Annotated in this window: 14 protein-coding genes; 7 read left to right on the plus strand and 7 right to left on the minus strand. The window is 56.3% G+C overall.

Translation table 11 applies throughout. The features are described 5' to 3' along the window. Positions 1-300: 300 nt before the first annotated feature. From ACK8OE_RS19560 to ACK8OE_RS19585, 6 genes are all read right to left on the minus strand, one after another. Positions 301-918 (minus strand): DUF6904 family protein, encoded by a 618-nt coding sequence (locus ACK8OE_RS19560; protein ID WP_410274004.1) that lies wholly within the window; start codon positions 916-918, stop codon positions 301-303. A gap of 141 nt (positions 919-1,059) precedes the next feature. Beyond that, complete coding sequence (locus ACK8OE_RS19565) at positions 1,060-2,181, minus strand: DUF4238 domain-containing protein (protein WP_410274005.1); 1,122 nt, start codon at positions 2,179-2,181, stop codon at positions 1,060-1,062. A 217-nt stretch (positions 2,182-2,398) separates the two neighbouring features. Next, positions 2,399-3,094, minus strand: a complete 696-nt coding sequence (locus ACK8OE_RS19570) for a hypothetical protein (protein ID WP_410274006.1) — start codon at positions 3,092-3,094, stop codon at positions 2,399-2,401. 12 nt (positions 3,095-3,106) lie between these two features. Then, positions 3,107-3,904, minus strand: a complete 798-nt coding sequence (locus tag ACK8OE_RS19575; RefSeq protein ID WP_410274007.1) for a hypothetical protein — start codon at positions 3,902-3,904, stop codon at positions 3,107-3,109. Then, positions 3,901-4,848, minus strand: a complete 948-nt coding sequence (locus ACK8OE_RS19580) for a RimK-like protein (RefSeq protein WP_410274008.1) — start codon at positions 4,846-4,848, stop codon at positions 3,901-3,903. The genes ACK8OE_RS19575 and ACK8OE_RS19580 overlap by 4 nt, the downstream gene beginning before the upstream one ends. A gap of 2 nt (positions 4,849-4,850) precedes the next feature. Next, on the minus strand, positions 4,851-4,988 hold the full coding sequence (locus ACK8OE_RS19585) for a hypothetical protein (protein WP_410274009.1): 138 nt from the start codon (positions 4,986-4,988) through the stop codon (positions 4,851-4,853). A gap of 584 nt (positions 4,989-5,572) precedes the next feature. On the opposite strand from ACK8OE_RS19585, the gene ACK8OE_RS19590 reads away from it, so the two are divergent. Beyond that, positions 5,573-10,675: a hypothetical protein gene (locus ACK8OE_RS19590; protein ID WP_410274010.1), complete on the plus strand. Its 5,103-nt coding sequence runs from the start codon at positions 5,573-5,575 to the stop codon at positions 10,673-10,675. 89 nt (positions 10,676-10,764) lie between these two features. Here the strand turns inward: ACK8OE_RS19590 and ACK8OE_RS19595 are convergent, their stop codons facing one another. Further along, positions 10,765-11,028, minus strand: coding sequence for a WGR domain-containing protein (locus tag ACK8OE_RS19595; protein WP_410274011.1), 264 nt, complete (start codon positions 11,026-11,028; stop codon positions 10,765-10,767). A 279-nt stretch (positions 11,029-11,307) separates the two neighbouring features. Here ACK8OE_RS19595 and ACK8OE_RS19600 point away from each other — a divergent pair, with 279 nt between their 5' ends. From ACK8OE_RS19600 to ACK8OE_RS19625, 6 genes are all read left to right on the plus strand, one after another. Next, positions 11,308-11,910 (plus strand): hypothetical protein, encoded by a 603-nt coding sequence (locus ACK8OE_RS19600; protein ID WP_410274012.1) that lies wholly within the window; start codon positions 11,308-11,310, stop codon positions 11,908-11,910. A 119-nt stretch (positions 11,911-12,029) separates the two neighbouring features. Then, complete coding sequence (gene tnpA / locus ACK8OE_RS19605; RefSeq protein WP_410274013.1) at positions 12,030-12,410, plus strand: IS66-like element accessory protein TnpA; 381 nt, start codon at positions 12,030-12,032, stop codon at positions 12,408-12,410. Continuing rightward, the gene (gene tnpB, locus ACK8OE_RS19610) at positions 12,407-12,751 is read left to right on the plus strand and encodes an IS66 family insertion sequence element accessory protein TnpB (protein WP_410274014.1); all 345 of its coding nucleotides are present in this window, start codon (positions 12,407-12,409) and stop codon (positions 12,749-12,751) included. The genes tnpA and tnpB overlap by 4 nt, the downstream gene beginning before the upstream one ends. A gap of 75 nt (positions 12,752-12,826) precedes the next feature. Next, positions 12,827-14,377 (plus strand): IS66 family transposase, encoded by a 1,551-nt coding sequence (tnpC, locus tag ACK8OE_RS19615; RefSeq protein WP_410274015.1) that lies wholly within the window; start codon positions 12,827-12,829, stop codon positions 14,375-14,377. 4 nt (positions 14,378-14,381) lie between these two features. After that, complete coding sequence (locus tag ACK8OE_RS19620; RefSeq protein ID WP_410274016.1) at positions 14,382-14,843, plus strand: SMI1/KNR4 family protein; 462 nt, start codon at positions 14,382-14,384, stop codon at positions 14,841-14,843. A 177-nt stretch (positions 14,844-15,020) separates the two neighbouring features. Further along, positions 15,021-22,646 carry a CHC2 zinc finger domain-containing protein gene (locus ACK8OE_RS19625; protein ID WP_410274017.1) on the plus strand — a complete coding sequence of 2,542 codons (7,626 nt, stop codon included), beginning with the start codon at positions 15,021-15,023 and terminating at the stop codon, positions 22,644-22,646. The last annotated feature ends 25 nt before the right edge of the window (positions 22,647-22,671 follow it).

Raw genomic sequence — 22,671 nt, forward strand, 5'->3', positions numbered from 1 at the left:
ATAACAATTGTTCAATTCCTGTGGTTCCGGACCGACGGCGCCGAAGTGGTCGAGGACTATACCAACGCGCCAGATCTACCTAAGGCGTACGCAGCACTCGCCCACGCTCACTTCCGAGCCGGGCGCTATAGAGTGGTGTATCGGTGGACCCGAAGAGATCGCTGACGAGACCAGCCGGCGTGACACTTTGAACATAGTCTTCTCTATGCCCGCCCATACCGACGACGACGTCATGGCCGTATTGACCTGAACGGTGTTCGAGCGGGTCGTGTCTGACGCCTTCGCGCGCGGGCAATGCGTCTACCAACGAGGGTCAGGCCATTCCAGTACTTCCCATTGGATGAATTCTGCCGGCGACACGAAGTCCGCTTTTCTGGCGAGGCGGAAAGACGCCTCGTCGTAATGCCGGTGAAAGCTGAGCAGCAGGCTTGCCAGCAGTTTTTGCCGTTCGGTACGGGACCAGGCGCAGAACAGAGCGCCGCGGCTGTGCACCTTGTCAAAGACGTTTGGCGATTGAGGGTCGAGCTCCTGCCAGCGTCTGATAACGGTGTCCGCCTGTCCTTTGAAGGCCTCTCTAATCGCATCGTTGAGAACCGCTTCGAGCGCGTAGGCCATTGCCTGGTGTTCTGGTCCGTGATCGAAATATCCCAGTGACGCGCGCAGGAAGCGATGTTGCAGCAGGATTACGGGCCACAGGGTCTTGAAGCCGTATCGAATGCCCATTTCTTCGTAGGTCGCAGGCGCTTCGATGATCTCTCGCTGCCGCTCGTAGGCCTTGCGGGTCTCATAGGCCAGGGAGATGAAGATGCCGTCCTTCTGCGCCTCCGGAATGAGGGGGGAGCGGGTGTTGATGTCATGGACAACCCGGTGAAGGGCGCGCAGCGACGTATAGTCACCGATCAGCGTAATCCCGGCCATGTTCTTCAGGAGGTGGTATGAGAGCATTGTTTGACGATCGTGGGCGAGGCGTGTGGAAGACCTAAATCGTCCGAGACCTTGACATGCGTGGCGTGCGACGGCAACCCAAAGTCGTTTGGCGTAACGGCAGGGAGGGCTTGATCAGGTCTCCGGTTCGAGCTGCCATTCCGGCGCAAGTCGGGCCGCCTTGGAAGCGGAATCGACGAACATCGACAATTTGGGCATGGGACCAAAAACGTTCCGGTGAATGATTTTTGTCTCCTTGCCTTCGTATTCGACCTTGATCGCAACGGTTGGCACCGTAGCACCATAGATACTGGCCAGCCGGTCGGGAGACCGATCCCGGGAGAGTAATAGTCGATAGGCGAACCGCGCGATCGTGCGGTTGTAGCGGCGGACTGTCTGTGTGTCCGTGATCGTTCGAGCCGAGCTTACGACATTGGGCCGTTGGAGCAGGTTCGATCCACGCAGCATCGTGTGCGCATCCAGCGGGAAGAGTAATTCGACTTCGTCATCCCATTCATATGGAACGCGAGTTTCAAACGGGCGCCGAGGATCGTAGATGCAAACGGGATTGTCCGACGTCAGGAACGGTACATTGGTTGCATTGTGCACGATCTGAAATCCAAGCTTGAAGCACAGGTTCCCGAATGCATACTGATCTTCGGTCATGAGCCTGAGTGACTCTTGCGGATTAATACCTACGGGGACCTCGTCAAGACGCCCCCGGTATCTTTCCAGGCCCGGCGGTAACGAGCCCGCCCGTTCCAAGGCTTTGACCTCTTCCCGCAGCTTGGTCGCCAATAGCAATTCCTTGTACTGGCGGGCGGCGGGTACGCGGGTACGCATAAGCGTCGCCATGCCCAGAAGATTAAACGAGATTGCATGGGACAGCCGTTTTGCGCGAACCGCTAACATGGTTTCTGGCCAGACCGTTTCGATTAACCCCCAGCGGTTTTCGAAGCTGTTGTTGTCCTTTGTACCGTCGTTCTGGAGAAACGAATAATAGAATTTCTCGAAGCCAGTGGCGTTTGGTGTCAAACGCCGGGGGTCTTCAGGTGCCTCCATTCGGTAAGACCAGATAAGACCTTCATCGCAGAAGCCCTGCATGTAGGTGTCCGACACAAAATGGTGCCGCTTCTTTTCTTCCTTCGAAGGGGCGCGTTGGACCATAGTAAAAGGACGCACATCGGGATCGGGCGGAACCTTGCCCCAGTCCCACAGGCGAACCCACTCCGGTATGGCTGGTCCTGGTGATTCCATACGTTGCCGCCTTCTCGAAATGACTGCGGCGCTGACGTGACGTTCTCGTCTGAGTAGTCGCAGCCGGGTCAGGATAAGGCAGATATGCCTCGTGCTTTCCGAACTCAAGAGTCAACCGGCGTCGTGCGCCATAGGTTGTGAGGCTCGATATCCCAGAGCCGATCCCTAGGCTGAAGGCCGACGCGCCGACCTGTGCGGAAGAGGAAGAGGCCGGAAACTAGCCCCCGCCTCCGGCTGAGGGTTTTTCTTCAATCTCCGTCCCGGCGCGTCTTGGGGAGTCATGAGCCGGTCGGATTTTGGCGAGCGGATCTATGGCCTCGATTCCATGAGTCGCCGGATTGTAAGCCAAGAGCACTGTTCCGCCATATGGCCGGGCTGAGGATAGGACATCTAAAACGGCGGTCTTATCTGATACCTCTTGTGTCTCGCTCAGATAGGCCTCCATGAAGGCGAAAAGCGACACCATGGCGGCATCGAACTCCTCCTCCGACAGCGTGACAGGCATGAGGAATTTGAAGCTGCCACTAGGATTGCGATCGAAGCAAATCGAGAAAACCATAGAATACTCTTGGTCGCCCGATATCTTCCCAGGCGTAGCAGTCCGGGTAGTTTTCACCTTGCTGAGACGCACGGCCAGGCTTTTTAGAGCAGCTTTGAGAGACAAGTAATGTTCCTTGCCCATCTCTTTGAGAAAGCCGTCAAAATACGATTTGGCCACATACGCGATTATCGCTGTCGGCATCAGCCATTCGACACCCGCGTAAATCTGTGGAGAAGAGCGGCGTTCTATGACTAGGTCCAGCCCTTCGGCCGACACACCTCTTTCGAAATCCGCCGCAATGGCTTCGGGAACATCCGAGTTGCAAAGTAGGCCAAGATGGGGCCTCGAAGTGGCAGCGATGTCCTTGCTCATGGGATCTCCAGCTTAATGCGGCGCGCTTTTTGTCCGGGCGGGGTGAGGTGGTTGCATTGCGGGCTTCTGGCCAATCTCCGCTGACGTGCTATCGCTTTCCGCTTGGCCCGAAGCGCTGCTCGACAAGTCTGAAGTCGCGGAGGCGTCAGGATCGTCAAGGTTGCCTTGCTCGCCCGAATTTGAAACGATCGTCACGTAGTGGCTGTCAGGAGCCTGCGGGTGGGCTGGCTTGCCAGGGATAAAAAGACTTGTCGTCATGGCTAGGGCGAAGGCGATGACTCCATTGCGCATGGCCATGTTCGCGGCTGTTGCCTCGTTGGAAACAATCAGGTTTTTGATCTCGAAGTGCATCAAGGCAGCAGCAATTTCCCGAGATGTCGCCTGAGAAGCGCGCCGCGTTCGAACGGCAAAGTCGGGTCCATATCCTGGCCGCTGCTTGGGACGCAAACCTTTGAACCCCATGATTACGCCGGCAAACAGGGAGGCGATTGCATACAGGAGGACGCAAGTGATCGCCACCTTGAAGGGGCCAGCAGAGAGTGAGTCCAAAACGGTCTTTGAAGCTACGCCGGCAGCAGATACCGCTACCGAGAGTCCAGTTGTGGCCTTGAAAAGTTTGTCATCCAGATGCTTCGCCCGTTCCCACTCTTGGTCCAAAAGCTCCAGGAGACGCGAACGCCCGAGGCCAGTCCATCGCTGCTTGCGGACATCCTGGTCTGAAGATCCTCTTGTCACCAGCTTGTTCGCTACCAAGAGGCGCGGGAAGGGAACTAGCTCGTAAAATGCCTGGCCTATCCATCGGAGCATCATGTTATTAGCTCGTTCGCTATTGACTTTGCCAAGGGGCGTTCGGGTGTGTCGAGCCAGCCCCATTCGCCGGTAGGGTTTATCTCCACAAACAGATAGTCGCCGCCGCGAACCATCAGATCGATCGCGCCGTAGATCAGCCCCATATCGCGAACGAAGTCGATACAGCGCCGAGCTACAGCCAGAGGAAGGTCATAGGCCGGGTAAGTTAGCTTTCCCTTCTTCTGCAGTCGCCAGTCTCCCTCGATCGGGCGTTCCTCCGACAGCACAGATACAGTCCAGATGTTCTCGCCAATTACTGTCACGCGGAGGTCAATCTTTGGCGTCACCGCTTCCTGGACCATAACAGGCGCGGCTGCGAGATCGTCTGTCGCGCAATCCGCCCAGTCGATGATCTGCGTATGCGAGAAGTACTGCTGCCCTTGTTCGCGAAGCAGCACAGTATCGACTGATTTGACCGCGACCTTCGAACCCAGTGTCGAAACGACGTCGGCGCCCGGGTCGTTTGTTATCAGAGTGAGCGGGGTTGAAAAACCAAGCCTTGCCGCCCGGTGTAACTGCCAGGGCTTGCTTTCAGCACGATAGGTCTGCGCCGGATGATTAATCCATTTTGCCTGATCGAACAGTGTCAAGCCGCGCAGAAAGGCAGGCCATTGCGACCGCTCCAACTGGTCCTGAAGCGACATCGCTTCATAAGGTGTGTTCCTCAAAAATGTCGGTTGGCGCCACCAGACAGATTTCAGATTGCCGTCGATGACCCAAGTCGTGCCGTTGCATTCAACTTCCAGAAGCTGTTCCTGTGGCACAAGACGAAGTCTGGCCTGTTTCAACGTCTCGGCATTCAATCGGAAGTACCGGGCGCCAGCATCTTGTAGTTCCGAACAGACGCGATCGGTTGGGAAGTCGTGGAGGTTGGCCAGTACCAGGACATCAACGGGTAGCCGCACGGTCACTGGCCCTTCTGGTCTTCACCCGTTTCGATATCCATCTTCTTCGTGTTTGTTTCCGTCTCAGGATCATAGGCCAGTAAGCCGTTGTCGCCGCGCCAAAGCCCAGATGAAAGGTCATAACGAGCATGATCCGGCATCGGCGTCTCATCTCTGGCTTCCGATCGAGTGGCTCTACTTATAAGAATGTGCACCACATTTTCTCCCTCGCAGATTGATAGCTAGTCATATTTTCCTGATGGGTCAAGAATTCAGAAAACAGGCGCGAATATTGCCTTTGAGGTCGTGCCAGCTTTAGGCGACATGAATACGCCGTTTCAGCTTCCCCACCAGCCGGGAGACGAATTCCGCAACGGCGGGCCAGGTGTAGATCCGAGGGTGGCTCGGCACGAAGCGGCTAAGATTGTGCACCGAAGCCGGGATCTCAGGTAAATGTATGTATCAAGTGGGTCTTGGGAGGCATTGGGACCTGCGGGAGGCGAGGATCAGAATTTAAAAGCTAATGTCAGAGGTATGTGTGAAAATTGATAGAATGGTTCGTCTTCATGCTGCAGGTAACGCCACAGTTTAGCTTGACCTACTGCGCACGTAAGAAGCCATTGCGAATGGGCGCAATTATCCTTAGTAGCCGACGCCGTTATTTCCTATGAATAGAGCGGCTCATCTTGACCTTCGCCGCAGCCGCTCCCAAACTCTGCTAATGGCTACTGACTCTACAGAAATCTTGCCGGACAGCGAAAAGCGCAATTCGAGCCCGGCCGCGCGGGGGGGCGCCGGCGGGTATATTGAAGGCGAACTTGGCGCTCTATACCTGCTTGTTCTCCTGACTGGTGCCGAGCCTCGAGGTTTGCCCGGTGTTCGTCTCGAAAGCGTTCGCTTCCAAGGGCAGGAGCAAGGCTTCGCTCTCGATGACCTGGTTTTGCATGGCACGTCATCGGCCGGTCCCTCGGTCCTCGAAATCCAATCCAAGCGCACGGTCACGTTTGCCCCCAAGGACCCGGTATTCAAGGACGTATGCGAGCAGGTATCGCGAACCGTCGATGTCGGCGTCGACGAGGGACGACATCTGCTGGCCGTTGCCACCCAACGCACGAGCCGGGCCATTTCCGGACCCTATCAGGACGTCTTGCTCTGGGCGCAGCGCGCGGCGAGCGCATCTGAGTTTTTCGCTCGGCTGCAGGCGAAGGGCGTCGGCAATCAGGACATGCGCGACTTCGTTCAGACCTTCCGGGCCCATTTGGTGGCATTCGGAGTGTCGGACGATGACGACGCGATCTGGCACATTTTGCGTCGTTTCCTGATCCTGGAGTTCGATTTCGAGGCCGTGGCATCGCTTGCCTCGGTCCATGCGCTTCTCTTGGCGCGCCAGGCGCTGGCCGATGAGGAGGTGTCGAAGGCCGGCGCCCTCCATAGCGCTCTGATCGCGCTATCACTGGAGACGGCAAAGACGGGCGGTTCGATTGACCGTCAGGAGCTCGTCGACGCGCTTGTGCAGCGCGGTTTCAAACTCGCCGGAGACCGCAATCTCCGGGCCGGCCGAGAGCGGCTCGTGGAACGGTCGCAGCAAACCCTGGCCGACATCGGAAACACCGTGGCCGGCGTCAACCTGCCACGCCTTGAAGCGGTCGCCGCCGTTAACAAGGCAATGGACACCGGTCGGTTCGTGGAAATCCGTGGCGAGTCCGGGGTCGGGAAATCCTGGGTGCTGCGCCACGTCGCCGAACGCCAGGCGCGGGAGTCGCATATTATCGTCCTCGACCCGGTGTCGACTCCGGAAGGCGGCTGGGGAAGCTTCGCATCCTCCTTGGGCATAGAGGCGACAACGCAGGCCTTCCTCGCCGACCTCGCAGCGAGCGGGGGAGGCGTGCTGTTTGTCGACAGCCTGGAGATGTTCACCGATCCGCGCCAGCAGCGCACGGTGAACGACCTCTTGCGCGCGGCCGCCATGGTCGGCGGTTTCACTGTCGTCGCCACGGCCCGACCCGAATTTGGACAGGAGGGCGACTCCTGGCTGGCGGCGGATGCCATTGACACGCTTGGTCCACCGCAACTGGTGACGGTCGGTGCCCTGAGCGACGCTGAAGTCGAGGTTCTGCGCGAACAGGCCCCCGAACTGCGGGCCCTACTGCTGCCGACCCATCCCGCGGCGGCCATGGCGCGCAACCTCTATCGCCTGTCGCGCCTGCTGAAAGTGCCCGACGCAGCGGCCTTGCGTACCGAGGCGGCCCTGGCTCAAAACTGGTGGACGACCGCGGACGGCGCGCCTGTCGCTGAGCAACGGCCGGCACAGCGGATCATGGCAGATCTGGCGGACGCTGCCCTAAAGGGCGAAGCGACACTTGAACTTCGGACGGACTCGCCGGCGCGATCGCACCTCCTGCGGTCGCCGACCCTGCGCGAGGTAAGGCGGGACACCCTGACCTTTTATCACGACGTCCTGCGCGACTGGGCTGTCGCATGCCGAATTCACGAAGACACGTCCCTGATAGCCGGTCTCGATTTGACGGCGCCGGTCTCGCCGCGCCTAGCGCGCGGGATTGAACTGGCGGGCCGCCTCGCGCTTGAGCGCAGCGGCTGCAGCCAGTGGCTCGACCTCTTGAGCAGGCTGTCGCCCCCCGGGGCGCATGGGTCGTGGCGTCGTCAGGCGCTGATGACGATCGTTCGATCGGAACTTGGCGCCGGCCTCCTGGAGCAATGCGCTCCCGCCTTGCTGGAAAATGGCGCCGCCCTGTTCAAAGAGCTGGCGACGACGATCATTGCGACCGACACGGTGGCGACCGCCGACGTCCTCAGGGGCCTGCAAGGCCCGGCCGGACAGGTCGTCCTGCCAAGGTCTTTGCGCACCAACATCACAGGCACCGCGAGCCGGCTTCTTATTTGGGCCACCGGTCATGCGACCGATCTGCCGCTCTACGCGATTGGCGCCGTCCTTGATCTCGTGCAGGCGCAATTCCTTCTGATCAACGCCACTCCGATTTTGGCGCAGTCGGTCGCGAAAATGCTTTTTGGGTGGCTCGGGCAGTTGGATGTTCGAGATGCCGTCCGCACAATCCCGTCGGATTCGGCCCCCGGCGGCGATCGATCGGCCTTTGGAAACCTTGTCACGGAGCTAAGGACCTGGAGCCTGTTTTTCGCCGGGCATGCCCCCGACGAGGCGAAGGCCTATCTCCGTGCCGTCACACCCGAACGCGATCACCACAAGGTCAAGGCGATCCGGGGTTTCAGTAAAACCCTTGCGCCCATCGCCGCTCAGGAACTCGCCGATCTGGTCGTGGCCAGCGTGATCGATCCGGAGACGCGGACCTCGCGGCGCCGGCGCAACCAGCTCGGCCGCGAATTCGATTTCGCCGACAATGACTATCTGCCGGCTTCGCCCGCCCAGCCACCGTTCCTGGATCTACTCGAAGCGAATCCGCAGGTCGGCCTTGAGCTGATACGGCACCTGACGCGAGAGGCCATAAGGCTGCACACCGACGGTGCCGACGCGGGAACGAACGGGATCACCCTTGAATTTGACGCGGGCCCGAGGTTTTTCCCGTGGGTCAACACCTTCCTCTGGTCGCGAGGTCAGTGCCGCGAGTATTCAGTGGGATCGGGTCTCAACGCGCTGGAGGCCTGGGGCCATATCCGCCTGGACAGGGGCGATCCGATCGATGAGGTTCTCGCCGACATCCTGGGGCCCGATGGGAGCTGTGCTGCCTATCTCCTGGTCGCGATGGACGTGCTGATCTCGCATCTGGGCGCCACGCGTGCGGCTCTGGTGCCCTTCGTGTCCAGTCCGCACCTGATGGCGTTCGATCGGTCACGCCAGTCCCACGATCAGATCGGGACGTTTCGTCTGACCTTCAGCGACGAGCCGGCCGGGACAGTGCGTCTGGCCGATCTGGCGGCGCGCGTGTCGCGCCAAGTGACCTTGTACCAGACCTTGGTCTACTACGTCGTGGACGATCCCGTGTCCGCGCGGGTGCGCGATCGCCTGAAAAAGGCAACGGATGCCCTTGGCGCCTATGATCAGACGGCGAACTTCAGCGACCCCGCCTTTATGGGCCGATATGGTTTGAACATGCTGAACCCGGACAACTGGGTCGAACATGGCGAAGGCCATATCTACCAGTCGCCACCCGACGAGGCGGCGCACCTGGCAGGGCTGCAACGTCAATCCACGCAATTGACGACGAATATGGAGATCGATGCGAAGGTAAGGCTGGCGATAGGCGATCGCACTCGGGGCTCGGTCGATATCGCGCGCGAGGCGGTCGAATACGCAGATGGCGCCCTGCCTGACGAAGCGTCCGATGAAGATGACACTATGCGCTTGTCGCGTCTCGTGGCGACCGCGATGCTGGTGGCGCGCGACGGAGATGATGAAACGCTTGACGTGCACGAAGCCTGGGTTCGAACGGTCATCGATCGTGTTCTGTTGAAACCCAAGGACCGTCACGATGTGCCCAGCCGGATGGACTTCAGCCCGCCGGCCCTGGCCGCCTGCACCTTGATCCATCTCTGGAGCCGCAGGCGTAAACCCGAAGACCGGAACCGTCTGATCGAGCTCTCCACGCGCGACGACCGGCCTTCCGTTCTGGCTTTCGCCGACAGCCTTGACACAGTTCTTGCGGCGGATGAGCGGGTTCTGAAGGCGGCGATGCGCGTTGCTTTCGCAAGCTGTCGCTACCGGTGGGCGCCTTGGGACGAAGACCCGGATCAGAAGGCCGCCTATGAACGCGAACGCGCCGCTGTAGACACCAAGGCGGTGGCCGCCGAGGTGGCATGGTTAGACGGTGGGGCTGAGCCCGCATGGCCAACCTTCCCAGACGAGTCGCCGATCGTACGACGTCCGACCAGAGTGAGACTGCCCGCGCAGGACGACTTCACTGAGGATGAAATGCCGACGCGCCGCGCGCGGGAGCAAGCGACGGTTCATGTCGCAACGCAATCGCTGGCGAAATGGCTCAATCTGCTCACGACCAAACCGGGTTCGGACGTCTCCTGGAAAAGCGAGATCGTCGGCGCCTATGCCGCATGGTCGGCGAACCTGAACGGGCTGGGCTTGCCCGTCGATGCCGAACTCGACCGGCGCTACGACGACTGGGACGATGCCTTCTATGCCGTCCTGGCGGTTCTACTCATGGATATGGCGCAAGACCGCTTCCAGACAGAGGTCGAACGGATAACCGGCTTGCCAGATGGCGCTTTTTGCAATGTCGCGGCGTCGCTTCTGCAGGCGGCGGATGCCACCTATTTCAACCAGCCCGCCCGGGCGCCCGATCGTGTTGTCGCGCTCCGCCACATCCTAACGGAGCGTGCGAAGGCGCTCGAGGGTTGGGACTGGCACAGGCCACCCGGTGACACCTCCATCGACCACGACACGGGCGAAATCCTCGCGAAACTGTTGCTGAACACCTACGATTTCATCAACGGGACACGAAGCTACCTGGTCCCGTTCGTTGCCGGGCGCCTCGACCCGCTGCTGGTCCCGATGCAATCGCTGATGTCAGGTGGGCCAACAACCTTCATCGCGCTGTGCACGATGAATCTGCTTCTGGTTTCGCCGCTGGCCCGGCACATGGAGTTCCTGCTCTCGTCCGTTGAGGCCTGGCTCGAACGGCCGGGTCATGACGCCACCATGTGGTTGGAGGTCGGCATCGGCACGAAGGTGACCGACTGGTTCGACAAGGTCATCGTCGAAGATCCGGGTATTTTGGGTCCCGACCATCCGCTTCGCGGACGCATAGATGGGGCCCTGGGTCGACTGGTCGATTTGGGTGTGCCGCAAGCCCACGAACTTCTGGTTCGTATTGAAGATGAAGTGAAGTCGACCCACGCTTGAGCTTCTCTTGGCGGGGAGTCATCCGAAATTCGCCTAGCCGATTGTATCAAATTAAAATGCAGGGGCGGTAGCTAGGTGCTCCCCCACATCTAAACCAAAGGTGAAGACCGGGTATTCGGGGAGGGCGCTATTTGCATATAACCACGCCGCTCCTTTTGCCGCTGCAGTTTGGCGCCCAGGTCGTTTGCTGCGGTTTCAGTCGGAAACCAATGCTGCTTTGATTGGCCATTTGATCCGATGCGGCCCCAATGCCTGGTGACGGACACATCGCCAAACAGGCCGAGTTGCACGTCTAGTTCGTAAAAGCGCGCTATGTTCTGACTTTGGTCGATCCGTCGGAGTATAGTCGCCATCGTGGAATCCTTTGTGAATCCAATGACCTACCTTACCACAAGGGCGCGATTTCCCATAACAAAATCAGTGCGCATTTTATCGCGCATAATATATGTTATGGGAAATACCAACATTTGGGGCTGTCTTAAGGTTGGTGAAAAGGTAGGGTATAATGTTTCAGCACGAAACATGTCACATATGGATATGGATTCTTCCGAACTAAGGGGAAACCTTTACTTGGACTCACTGACTTTAGGTCCTGTTTTGTTTGAGCCAGACGGCAATATTCCGCCCGATTTGTGTTAGACGGCCGTATTGGAGTCGAGGTCACAAGACTGAACCAAAACTTTGAAAATGCCGGTAGTTTCAATGGACTAGAAATTGTTGAAGCATCAATTTCTCGAATGGTGGACTCTTTGCTGCCGGCCATGGGGCCATCAAAATCTGGCGCTGGATGGTGGGTATCATATACCTTCCGACGACCAATTGACCTTAAGTACATCAAAAAGAACCTGCCGTATGTTCTCAAACAAATCTGCCACCTACCCGTTGAAGGAAGCTTCGAGAAAGTTTTTACGCCGACTTTCACCTTGCACTTTGACGCTGCAACCATAGAAATGAAGGACCATTTTGCGTTCGGCGCCTACAGCGATCTAGACGCCGGAGGCTTCATTGCGAGCGAATTAATCCGCAATCTGAACCTCCGAATTTCACTTAAAGAGCAAAAAATCGCCGCGCGTAAAGCGCGATACCCGGAATGGTGGCTTGTTTTCGTCGATCTGATAGGGGGTAGGTTGCCGCCAGAAGAAAAGATGGCAATACGGCCTCACGTGCGCCGGGGGATGTTTCACCAGATAATATTAATAAGCCCCGCAGGGCCGATCGACCCTTTTGTTCTCTGACATAAGGCAGTGCGGATGTAAGCGTCCGGTCACTGCATTTGGTCTCCGCATCGAACTGGGCGAAGTTCTGGAGATAATTCCGGAGATATCTCCGGGGCTATCTACGGAGCTAAGCGATTATGGCGCGGATGGAGATCATTACGGGCGGCGGACGACGCCGGCGCTGGCCTGACGAGGACAAGGTTCGAGTGCTGGAAGAAGCCGCTCAGCCTGGCGTTCGATTGTCCGACGTGGCGCGCCGCCACGATATTTTGCCTCAGCAGATCCGCCGCTGGCGCCGACAGCTGTTCGGTGAGGTCGAGGCCTTACCCGAACCGCAGATGTTCGCGCCCGTCACCTTGGTCGAAGCCGGTACGCCATCAACGCCGAGTGGCCGCAGTTCGAAGCCGCGCCCGGTGATTGTGGAGATCAGTTTGCGCAACGGCCGTGTCTTGAAGGTTGCCGCCGACCTGGAGCGGCAGGTGCTGGCGTCGCTCATCGCTTGTGTTGAGGCGGCATGATCGGTCCAACTGGTAATGTTCGGGTGTACCTGGCCTGTGGTCCGACCGACATGCGCAAGGGTATTGAGGATTTGATGGGCCAGGCCGAGAAGATTATCCGGCAGGTCCCATCCTCGGGCGCCCTGTTCGCCTTCCGCGGTAAGCGCGGTGATCGGCTGAAGATCCTGTGGTGGGACGGTCAGGGCTATTGCCTGTTCTACAAGGTGCTGGAGCGCGGACGCTTTCCGTGGCCGGCGCCTAACGACGGTGTTGCAAGGCTGACCTCTGCGCAGTTGGCGATGCTGGTTGAAGGGATGGATTGGCGTCGACCGGCGTGGACTTCGGCACCAACACGAGTTTAATTTAAGCCTTGTTTTATAAGTGATTTCGCGGGGTTTGGCTGGCGTGATTCAAGTAAATCGGCTATTCTTTCACCCATGGATACGCAGGCTCTGGCCGACATTACCGACGTGGAAGCCCTGCGCGCCATCATCGCCGCGCAGGCCCAGCAGTTGGCGGATGCGGAAGCCGCAATTGCCCGCGAGAAGGCCGAGACCAACAAGCGCGACAGCATTATCGACCTGCTTCGTGCGCAGCTCACACTGCTGCGTCACGGTAAGTACGGTGCGTCGTCGGAGAAGGCCGACCAGCTTGAGCTGATGCTGGAAGACCTCGAAGCCAACCGGGCTGAGGTCACGGCTGTTCTTCCCATATCCAAGGCGGACACTGAGGCGAAGGACAAGCCGTCGCGCCAACCACTGCCGGACCATCTGCCACGGGAAGAGCGTGTCTATGATGCACCATGCACCTGCCCCGACTGCGGCGGTGCCAGCTTCCTGAAGGCGCCGGACAGCGTGCACGAGGTCCTCGACTATGTGCCGGGTTCCTTCAAGGTGCTTCGTCACATCGAGAAGCGCTTCATCTGCAAAGGCTGCGATAAAACACTGAGCGGCGAGATGCCATCATTGCCAATCGAACGCGGTAAGCCAGGCGCTGGCTTGCTGGCCCATGTGCTGGTGTCGAAGTTCGATGACCACCTGCCGCTCTACCGCCAGTCCGAGATCTATGCCCGCGAAGGCGTCGAGATATCCAGATCGACCCTGGCGGATTGGGTCGGCCAAGCTTCGCACCTGCTGACGCCGTTGGTCGACTTGATCAAGGCGCATGTCTTTGCCGGCTCCCGGCTGCATGGCGATGACACGCCGGTGCCGGTGCTGGAGCCCGGCAAGGGGAGAACCAGGACGGGCCGCCTCTGGGTCTATGTGCGTGACGGTCGCGACTACCGGGACCAGGCGCCGCCAGCCGTTGCTTACTTTTTCAGCCCGGACCGCAAGGGTGAACACCCGAAGGATCATCTGGCTGGCTTTAACGGCGTGCTGCACGCTGACGGCTATGCCGGCTACAAAAAGCTCTATGGCAACAGCATCACGGAGGCCGCCTGCTGGGCGCACCTGCGACGCAAGTTCCACGATGTTATCAAAATTAAGCCATCCACTCTGGCTGACGAGGCACTGCGGCGGATCGGCGAGCTCTACGAGATTGAGGCCAGTGTCAAGGGCCTGCCGCCCTGCGAGCGGCGACGACAGCGACAGGAACATGCCCGACCGCGAGTGGAAGCCCTTCATCGCTGGATGAAGGACACCTTGCCGAAGGTTCCGCAGAAGCAGACGCTGGCGGAAGCCATGCGCTATGGCCTGGCGCGCTGGGATGCCCTGCAGGTCTACCTCGATGATGGCACCGTCGAGATCGACAACAATGCCGCCGAGCGAGCCATCCGGCCGATTGCTGTGGGCCGTAACAACTGGCTGTTCGCCGGCTCGGATACCGGCGGTGAACGCACGGCCAATATCCTGACACTCATCGAGACGGCGAAGCTCAACGGGTTGGAACCGGAACGATATCTTGCCGAAGTACTTTGGCGGATGAAGAACGCTTTGGCATCTGAACTGACTACGCTACTGCCTTGGGTGAAGCCGCCACACGGATGAAACAATGACCTCAAAAGCTATTGCAGCAATCCTGAGCGATTTTCGCGGTGACATTGAGCATGGTCACGGCGCGACTTTCGAAGAGATATCAAACTGTGAGCAGGTGCTGGGCATCCAATTCGTTGGCAGTTTCGCTGACTACTTACACACGTACGGATGGCTCAACGTCGGCTCTAGCGAGATCTATGGGCTAGCGAGCGATCTCGAGAAGTGGCAGCGAATTACGGAAAACACCTTGAGTGAACGTCAGGAGATGTACCCGCCGTTGCCTTCGTTTCTGGTAACCTTCTTCAATGACGGCTTTGGAAACCAGCATTGCTTAGACGCCCGCCAAACCATTGACGGAGAGCACCAAATCGTTTTCTGGAATCACGAATTAGGCCCAGATCAATCACCAGAACTTATCGCGGGCTCCTTCGAAGAATGGTTGCGCCTTCTGGTTGCCTCGGAGCAGGAAGACGCCTGACCACTCGCTCGCTTCACCGTACGCTTACGTGCGGATCATGAAAGCCTAGGTCTCGTCCTGCTGATTACTGGCAGACTACAGCCCCATTTTGGGGATGTGCGCCTTTGCATTCTGAGGTAGCATAATGAGCAGAATCAACACGCTCTCGATGCATCGTGCTGAAGATTAGGAGGCACTATGTCGCAGTGGCGTGACGAAGTTGCACGGTTAAATATCGTCACCGTTGCTGAAAAGCTAGGATTGCAAATCGCCGCTGGGAGGAAGTCGCCGCGTGTCGCCTTGTGCCCTTTTCACAATGACTCCTCACCGTCTTTGCATCTCTATCAGGGCGAAAACCCTCACTACCACTGCTTTGTATGCCACGAGCATGGTGACACAGTTGAGTTGGTTAAAAAGCGTCGGGGGGTAGAATTTTCCGAAGCGCTGCAATGGCTCGAAACGAATTTCGGGATTGTAACTTCTAGGTCGAAGTATCGCGCCGTTGGTGCCCGACTTGAGATTATGCCTCGCGCATTGAGCTATTGGCGAGAGCGGGCAAGTCCGAAAACATTAAAGAGTTTTGCCGATGCACGAAAATTCACGACCAAGCAGTTGTCGGCTGCCGGCATCACGGTTGGGTCTGTAGAAGATTTCATTAGAAGCCTACACGATGACAGGGAGGCCCAAGAGGCTGCAGTAGCCGCAGGACTTGCATTCGAAAACGCAAATCAGAGTGCCAGCTTACTCAAAGATACCCTTCTCTCCCCATTCGTAAGAGGGGCGCATGTTCTAATTCCGCTTGCCAACAGCGAGGGTCGCGCGGTTGGAGTAATGGCGCGTTCCCTTCTAGGCGGTGGGCCTAAATACAAATTCACGTCTGGCTTTCAGAAATCCACAATTCTCTATCGGGCGGACCATATAAAACGGCAGCTCGAGCGTTCAGGTGGCGCTACGTCGATTGACGGAAATACGCAAAGCTTTGATCTATGCGTCTGCGAGGGCGTATTTGATGCGCTCCGACTTGAAAGTTTAGAGATTCCGTCGGTCGCCCTCTTAGGTACGTCTGTAAGCGAAGCTCAACTCAACATCCTAAGCCAACTTGCTGAACTGAGTTTGCAATCCGGCCGGGTCCTCAGGCTTCATGTCTTCCTTGATTCTGATGCTGCCGGTCGCCGAGGTCTGGCTGACTGTCTTCCGAGATTACTCGAACGAGCTGCAGCGCATGATTTTTTAGTGGATGTCGTAGCGTTTGATGTGCCACGGGATACCAAGGCCGATCCAGACATACTGTTTCAAAATGTCACGGAGATCGAAGCCCGAACCCGACTCTCCGGCGCGCTAATTTCTGTAATGGATGCGCTATCGGCCATCGCGGTAGACCAGGATTTTTCTGAGGCCCCGGCCTTCATCAGTTCATTGGACGCCGCGGGATCCATAATCTTACAGAACCGCCTTGCTCGCCGCCTTCAGAAGCTCGACTGGCCTAGAGTTTGGCGTCGGCTTGCACCCCATAGGACATCGCTATCAGCTCGTGAAATTGAAGTACTAACTCCTCTGGAGTTGGCCTACGAACGCATTGCCGACCATGTATCGGGCCAAGACGACCACAGCGTCCGCTCGTCGCTTCCTGAACCCTTTAGCGAAATTGAGAAGAGCGATGAAGCTGCTCTACTACATGCGTTGATACTGGCCCGAGAGTCGACCGATAGTCGTGAATACCCGGTAGATGTTGCTGCTTGGGACCGCTTAGAAGATGGCGCGCAGGTATTCTTGCCGCTTATCAAAAGCGACTTGGGAACTCCTTCTCCACCTAAGACCCCATATCTAGCCCATTACGAAGCAAAGGACTCCGGAGCGCCACGTCTGAAATGTGGGCCATGCCCTGAGGAGGCCGTGCAACAGCAATACGTTCTCTCGGAATTGTTAAAGGTCCGCCCCGAACGCGAAGACATTGCAAGACAAATTCCTGCCGTAAGGTATTGGGCGGATCATCCCAGCCTGATTGTAACGGGCGTGAATGCTCCCAAATCTGCTGTGAGCTTCGCGTATCAGATCGACATGCGTGCTCTTGAAGAAAGGCCTGATCGTAACCGCAGACGCGACATGTTTCGGCCGTTTCTTGACTGCTGGAACAGCTTTATTCTGCACATTGGTAATCGAATCGAGCGTATGCGTTCTGATTTGATTTACATCGCTCGGCTTGACGTAAAGGGGTTCTATGACAACGTCCCCCGGTTCGCCATTGAACGGATTCTTGACGAGTTCCTGCCTGAAAGCGATACATTGGATGTCGTCGGCATCGCACAAATGTTCGGCGCCGATAGTTCTCTTGATAGACGACATGACCTAAAAAAATGGATACTTGACCACAGTTTTGGCGATATCGATAAGGGCTATAGTTATTTCCACCCTGGTAACGGGGAGCCGGTTCAAAAAGGTGGATCAAAAGGTATCCCGCAAGGCCCCGCACTCAGTGCCTACCTTGCTAACATTGTCCTTTTTGGGCTTGACGCTGAGCTTGAGCAGTACGTGCAAAAGCTGGATGGAGAGGCCCGACAAGGCCATGGGTTATCCGCATTCGGTGGGGTTTATGCCCGATATGTGGACGACATAATAATTGCAGCACGGCGTCCGGAGGACCTCCAGAGCTTACGCGCACTTATTGAAATGCGTCTTGAACCGCTCGGCCTTGAACTTAACGAGAAATCAGAACATCTCGATCCAATGACGGCTCAAGCCGCACGTGACTGGCTTGTTGAGCGTCGGGGTGCAGGGTTCGTAGCTTACGGTGAAATAGAAGATCAACCAAGTCCTGCGCCAGACGTACGCACTGGGTGGTCGGATATACCAACGCTTGATCGCCGATCCGCGCTTAGCCTCTTGTATTGGAGTGCGTTGGACGATCCCAGTCAAACAAATCAAGCCACTTTCGACGACACATTGGAAGCCGTCGCCAGAGCTGATGGCATTCGTTCAACTGACCTCAGTCATATAGCCAGAAGGATATTTTTGCGGGCGGCTCTTAATTTAGGCGCCGTCGCTGAAGAAGAGAAGTATTCACAATTCTTTCTTCTCCTCCACGAAATGTTTGGTCGAGTCAGAAGCTCGATTTCAGCGCCCGAAATACGGGCCAGCGGCGGCGACTTGGCGGTTGCCACCGATTTGCGTGAAGCCCGCTATTTCCTTGCTGCACTTGCGGGTCTCGAACGCCTTGTCATGGGCAATCCTGAGCACAATCCAACATTCGCGCCTGAGATTGCGAAAGATATTGCGGCCGCAAAAGCCCTAATCATCGAATGGCTTTTGGACGGTAGGTTGCTCTCGGATTTGCAAAGACTTTTAATACAGTCCACCGCATCAACATTTAAAGATAGTCTCCAATCTCAAATTGAAGTTAGCTGCGCGACGTTGGAAGAGCGAGCGGCGCGATTAAAGCGGCTATTTCCGATACGATATCAGAAATCGATAGGACATCGGCCACCAAGCGCAGCGCCTTCAAGTCCGGCAGCCAGCTGCATCCGCATCGGCTGGTTCAGAACCTTTGCCCCTCAAGGGCTAACTACAGTTGACTCTCAACGGCCTATTATAGCTTTCCACGCTATAGCCGCCGCTATTCAGGCAGAAAGTGAAACTGGAGACTCATCGCTCGAAGCGACTGTAATTGCAGCTCCGACATTGACAGCTGCAATGGCCGCAATTTCGGAAAGTGCATTAAATGCTCTGGTGGCACGAGGCGTACCATCTGTCACCGCTGACATTGCCCACGCCTTTCGAGCGTTAACTGGAAACACGGAGCAATTGACACCGGAGCTCCAGATGCGTGCGCTGACGGCACTCATTGCGCTATCGGCAGGTCCAAATCAGGCTCAAACCCTACAAAGACGACCCGAGCTACTTTCAACACTGAGCGGGGGTGGCCTTATCCTTCCATTGCCCCCTATTGCAGGACAGCCAGGGCTGTTTTGCTATCATCCAACAACACGAGAGGTCCGTGCTATAATTGTGGCGTCCCTTACGGACGAAGAGGCAGCCCAAGAACTTCCTGCTGGACTTAGTTGGAATAAGAACCCGTCGGATACTCTTACCTATTGGACTGCCATTTTACCACGAGGAACTGATTTTCTCTTTGATCCGCTTCGCCGTATCAGGGCAGTCGGAGATGAAATTGGTCTGATTGCTGAGGTTTTCACAAGATTAGTTGAACGCTACGGCTCTTCAACCAGTCAAAGATCTAATTTAGTTCACGTTTTTTCATTGTTAGGGCCCTCTTCTTCCGAGCTTGGAAACTCAAACTACCTTTCTCTATCTTGGAGCTTGGATAGAGCCACTACAGAGCAGCTTATTTTTGAACGACGTGGCAACGGCCTTGCTATTCAGAGATCCCCGCATGCTGGAACTCACCTGTGGCGGATAGGGCAGGCCGTTGCGGACCTTTTTGCAATCCATGAGGATGGCGGCGACGCAGATGTGGCCGTCAAATCCGACAGCCGTCTCTTGCAGGACCGTCTTAAAAGGATGGCATTTTCACGCCTTCGGGGCAGGTGGATTAATGGCGTTCAGGTCGCAAGCGCTTTGGCCAAAAACTCCATCCCCCGCGCACTCGAGCGAATAATTGGCGCGTTGCGTGAGACCGCAGATAAAGGAGACCAAGTTGGGCCGTTAGCGCTTGAGTTCTTCCTAACCGGTCGGGCTATGCGCACCCGGATGCAGTTGGGGTCACTTGTCGATGTCGCAGGCGGCTGGTCAAGGTATCTAGAACTGGTCGGGTCTCGGTCTATCACACCAGGGGACGATGAGGAGCTTTTCAGCCGATCCGAGATACGAGAAAACCTGCCCAGGACCTCTCGCGCCTTAGCGAGAATCGCCGACTCGGTCCAGGAATGGAGTATGCTAGCTGATCAAGAGAAGGCCAGCAGCGTTCTGTCAGCCACGAGTGCCGCCTTCGAGATAAATGCATTTCGGACGCAAATCCGCGATATGGCACTTGGCATATTTGCGATGATGAGTGCGACAGAACGAAACAAGATAAAATTTGTTCGACCTGCACTTGGGCCTTTGGAAAGCTTCGGCGAGTTAGTATTTTTTCAGTCTCTATTTCAAGGCACCGATGTTCGGCGAGGGGATTTTGACACCCAAACTCAGGGTGCAGAGTTATTCTCGAAATTAGGGGCGGCACTAACTATCCGACAGCTGCAAGGCAGGGCGATTTTAGACAGGATCTCTACGGTTGGCTGGCTCGTAATTTTGTGCGTAGCAACCGGCGCCTTAGATTTTGAAATGGCTGATACCGGGTCACTCGATAACCTTCGAGAGCGCCTAGCGTTTCCACCGGTGTTCGACCCTCAAATCGCGCAGCCTCTGGTGAGGCTTGCTGTAATCCTAGCGGGAATCTCGGCGGCTCCAGATGCCGACCCTGAAGACTGGCCGTGGGAAATTGCCGAACAGCTTCCTCTAGCGGCGATACGCAAGGCTCTGTCTGAGGCTAGTCTTGCGTTAGGAACAGTCGGAAAGGCTGTCGGGGTGTATCAAAAAATAGATCCTCTTCCGTTGCGCACCCTAACGACTGTGAATGACACGGAGGTAGAGTTCGTCACTTCGGAAGGTGAGACCTATAAGCTTCCGTGGTGGCGGTGCACCGTGGTCACGACAAGCGCTGAGCGCATCGACAGGACTGAGACCGTCTCTTCGGGCGAGCGGTTGTATCATCCGTATTCAGCGCTGTTAAGCGCTGACGGGCGTGTGCTAATCATTCAAGTTATTTCGGAAAGTCTCGCAGCCGTCAGTGGGTTGAAGCGCACTGACGATTCGCCTCCGTCACAGGGCCGCACGCCTGTAGATAGTAGCCTAATACACTCCGACGAGACGGCGATTGTAGATCAACCCCATCAGAACGATCCTGCTATAGATGACGTAGATGCTGGTAAAAGGGGGGGAGAAGCAGAAGAGACTGAAGGCCCAGACATAACGGTTCCCCCGGATGAACCTCAGCCCGCTCGCGTGTCACCAGCGCAAGACGAGGCAAGCTGGCGTGAACGGCAAATTCGATCGTGGAGGGCACGGGCCGAAACATCAGGTCTGCAACAGTCTGGATATGGTCGCATTGCCCTCCTTCAATATGATTTCGAAGATAGCTATTATCCGCTCAAAGTACCTAATTATCGCGACGGCTCCTCGTCATTAGAATTGCCTCGCGTAACTAGCGGCGTCATAGACTATAAGTTGAGCTTTGAGGAGCACCGCCGCCGCCAAGTTCTCCGGTCGGTCCTCGAGTGTTGCAAAACTTTTGGCGTTGAAATTCTGCTTCTACCAGAAGTGTCGCTTAGGCCGGAGACTATAAATTGGCTTAGCGAATTATGTGAAACCGAGCAGATTGGCGTTTCGATCTGGGCTGGATCATTTCGCCAACAACCTAGCTTTGGACTTAATTTTAATTCTGACAACAGCAAGTTCGTTCCAGTTGCTCCGTTGGCTCTAAATATTATTCAACCGGCTCACACTGTCGTGAGTGTCATCTTCAGGGAGACACAGCCAGGGAACCCTTTGACTGTCAGCAAGTCTGGAGTTGTCCAAGACGAACGCCCTATATTCAGTTTGTCTCTTCCCCAAAAAATAGAGCACCGAAAGAAAAAATATCCCTCAATTGGAATGGATGAGGATTTTCGACCATACAATGGGACACTCGAACCAATTATGAACCGGAGCCGTTCCGTAAACCGTATCGAGTCCTACGTCTCTGAGTTAGTATGCAGCGAACTCTTTGTATTCAACGGCCCACTCAACTGGGTTAATCTGGTATCTCACTTGGAAACACTCAATTTGAGATATGAGCAAAAATCCGAAAAATGGATAGACAGTATTATTTCGGATGCAAAAGAATTTGCAAATGTATTTAGCGGTGATGCAGAGCATCGTCCCCGCCGAAGTATTCTACTATTAACCTGTGCAACGTCGCGAGATGCGGACTACCATACATTTGCTCAAAGCGCTTACCTATCCAGCGGCATCATATCAGTGTTTTGCAACGCTACGCATGCTCCCGCTAACGGTGGTAGCTGTTTCATCGGCCCAGGTGGCTGGGAAACCCAAGGAAGGGCGGCAGCCTTACCAGGTCCATATCATGGAATACTTCCCGGTATTCTTACAAGTACGGGCAAAAATCGCGGTGCCCTCGGCACAAAAGAAAATGCTTTGGTAATAGCCGACATTCGTCCGGACAGGACCGTTGATGACAAGCCACGGTCACAGACGCTTGGCGCACCCATGAAACTCGTAGCGCATATACCTATCATCGAGGACCAGGTATTCACACCAGTGGAGGACAAATGGAATTCAAAATGGTGGAAAGCAAGAAAGGCAAGTTTTTTACCTGTCGCACCCGAGGAAAGCCCCTTGGACGAGGATGTCCACGATTTGCTCCGCAATCAGTTGAAAGATCAGGAGATGCTGCCCTTAGATGAGTTCGCCCAGCGCTTTAGTATTTTATTAGATGAGTTTGAAGTGGCGGGGAAGCAGAACACTCTCGATCTGGATGTCGCAGAGCGTTCGAAAATTATCTCCCTTGCGATTGCATTATCAGGACTTTTCAAGGACTCACCAAGCATGCGACACCGGGCAGAAGCCCTTATAAAAGGAGCCCAATCTCATCCCGAGCGCATGCCTTGTGCCGCTTTGATAGACTGGTTGGTAGTGAAGCTCGACATTTCTGGTTTTAGAGAGAAACTAGTTGAACTGTCGAAATTGAAAGGGGAAGTGCAGTTCTCTGACGTATCTCCTGCCTTGCGAACAGCGCCTTGGGCTTGGTGTCCGCCTGAAGCGAAACCATAACGGCAACGTCCACGCACCTGCGAGC

Source organism: Asticcacaulis sp. W401b (assembly GCF_046503825.1).
Classification (GTDB): Bacteria; Pseudomonadota; Alphaproteobacteria; order Caulobacterales; family Caulobacteraceae; genus Asticcacaulis.

What these genes read in the sequence shown, in the direction of transcription:
- ACK8OE_RS19560 (WP_410274004.1), bottom strand. Translation starts at nt 918, where the DNA reads ATGGCCGGGATTACGCTGATCGGTGACTATACGTCGCTGCGCGCCCTT.
- ACK8OE_RS19565 (WP_410274005.1), bottom strand. Translation starts at nt 2,181, where the DNA reads ATGGAATCACCAGGACCAGCCATACCGGAGTGGGTTCGCCTGTGGGAC.
- ACK8OE_RS19570 (WP_410274006.1), bottom strand. Translation starts at nt 3,094, where the DNA reads ATGAGCAAGGACATCGCTGCCACTTCGAGGCCCCATCTTGGCCTACTT.
- ACK8OE_RS19575 (WP_410274007.1), bottom strand. Translation starts at nt 3,904, where the DNA reads ATGATGCTCCGATGGATAGGCCAGGCATTTTACGAGCTAGTTCCCTTC.
- ACK8OE_RS19585 (WP_410274009.1), bottom strand. Translation starts at nt 4,988, where the DNA reads ATGCCGGATCATGCTCGTTATGACCTTTCATCTGGGCTTTGGCGCGGC.
- ACK8OE_RS19595 (WP_410274011.1), bottom strand. Translation starts at nt 11,028, where the DNA reads ATGGCGACTATACTCCGACGGATCGACCAAAGTCAGAACATAGCGCGC.
- tnpA (WP_410274013.1), top strand. Translation starts at nt 12,030, where the DNA reads ATGGCGCGGATGGAGATCATTACGGGCGGCGGACGACGCCGGCGCTGG.
- tnpB (WP_410274014.1), top strand. Translation starts at nt 12,407, where the DNA reads ATGATCGGTCCAACTGGTAATGTTCGGGTGTACCTGGCCTGTGGTCCG.
- tnpC (WP_410274015.1), top strand. Translation starts at nt 12,827, where the DNA reads ATGGATACGCAGGCTCTGGCCGACATTACCGACGTGGAAGCCCTGCGC.
- ACK8OE_RS19620 (WP_410274016.1), top strand. Translation starts at nt 14,382, where the DNA reads ATGACCTCAAAAGCTATTGCAGCAATCCTGAGCGATTTTCGCGGTGAC.
- ACK8OE_RS19625 (WP_410274017.1), top strand. Translation starts at nt 15,021, where the DNA reads ATGTCGCAGTGGCGTGACGAAGTTGCACGGTTAAATATCGTCACCGTT.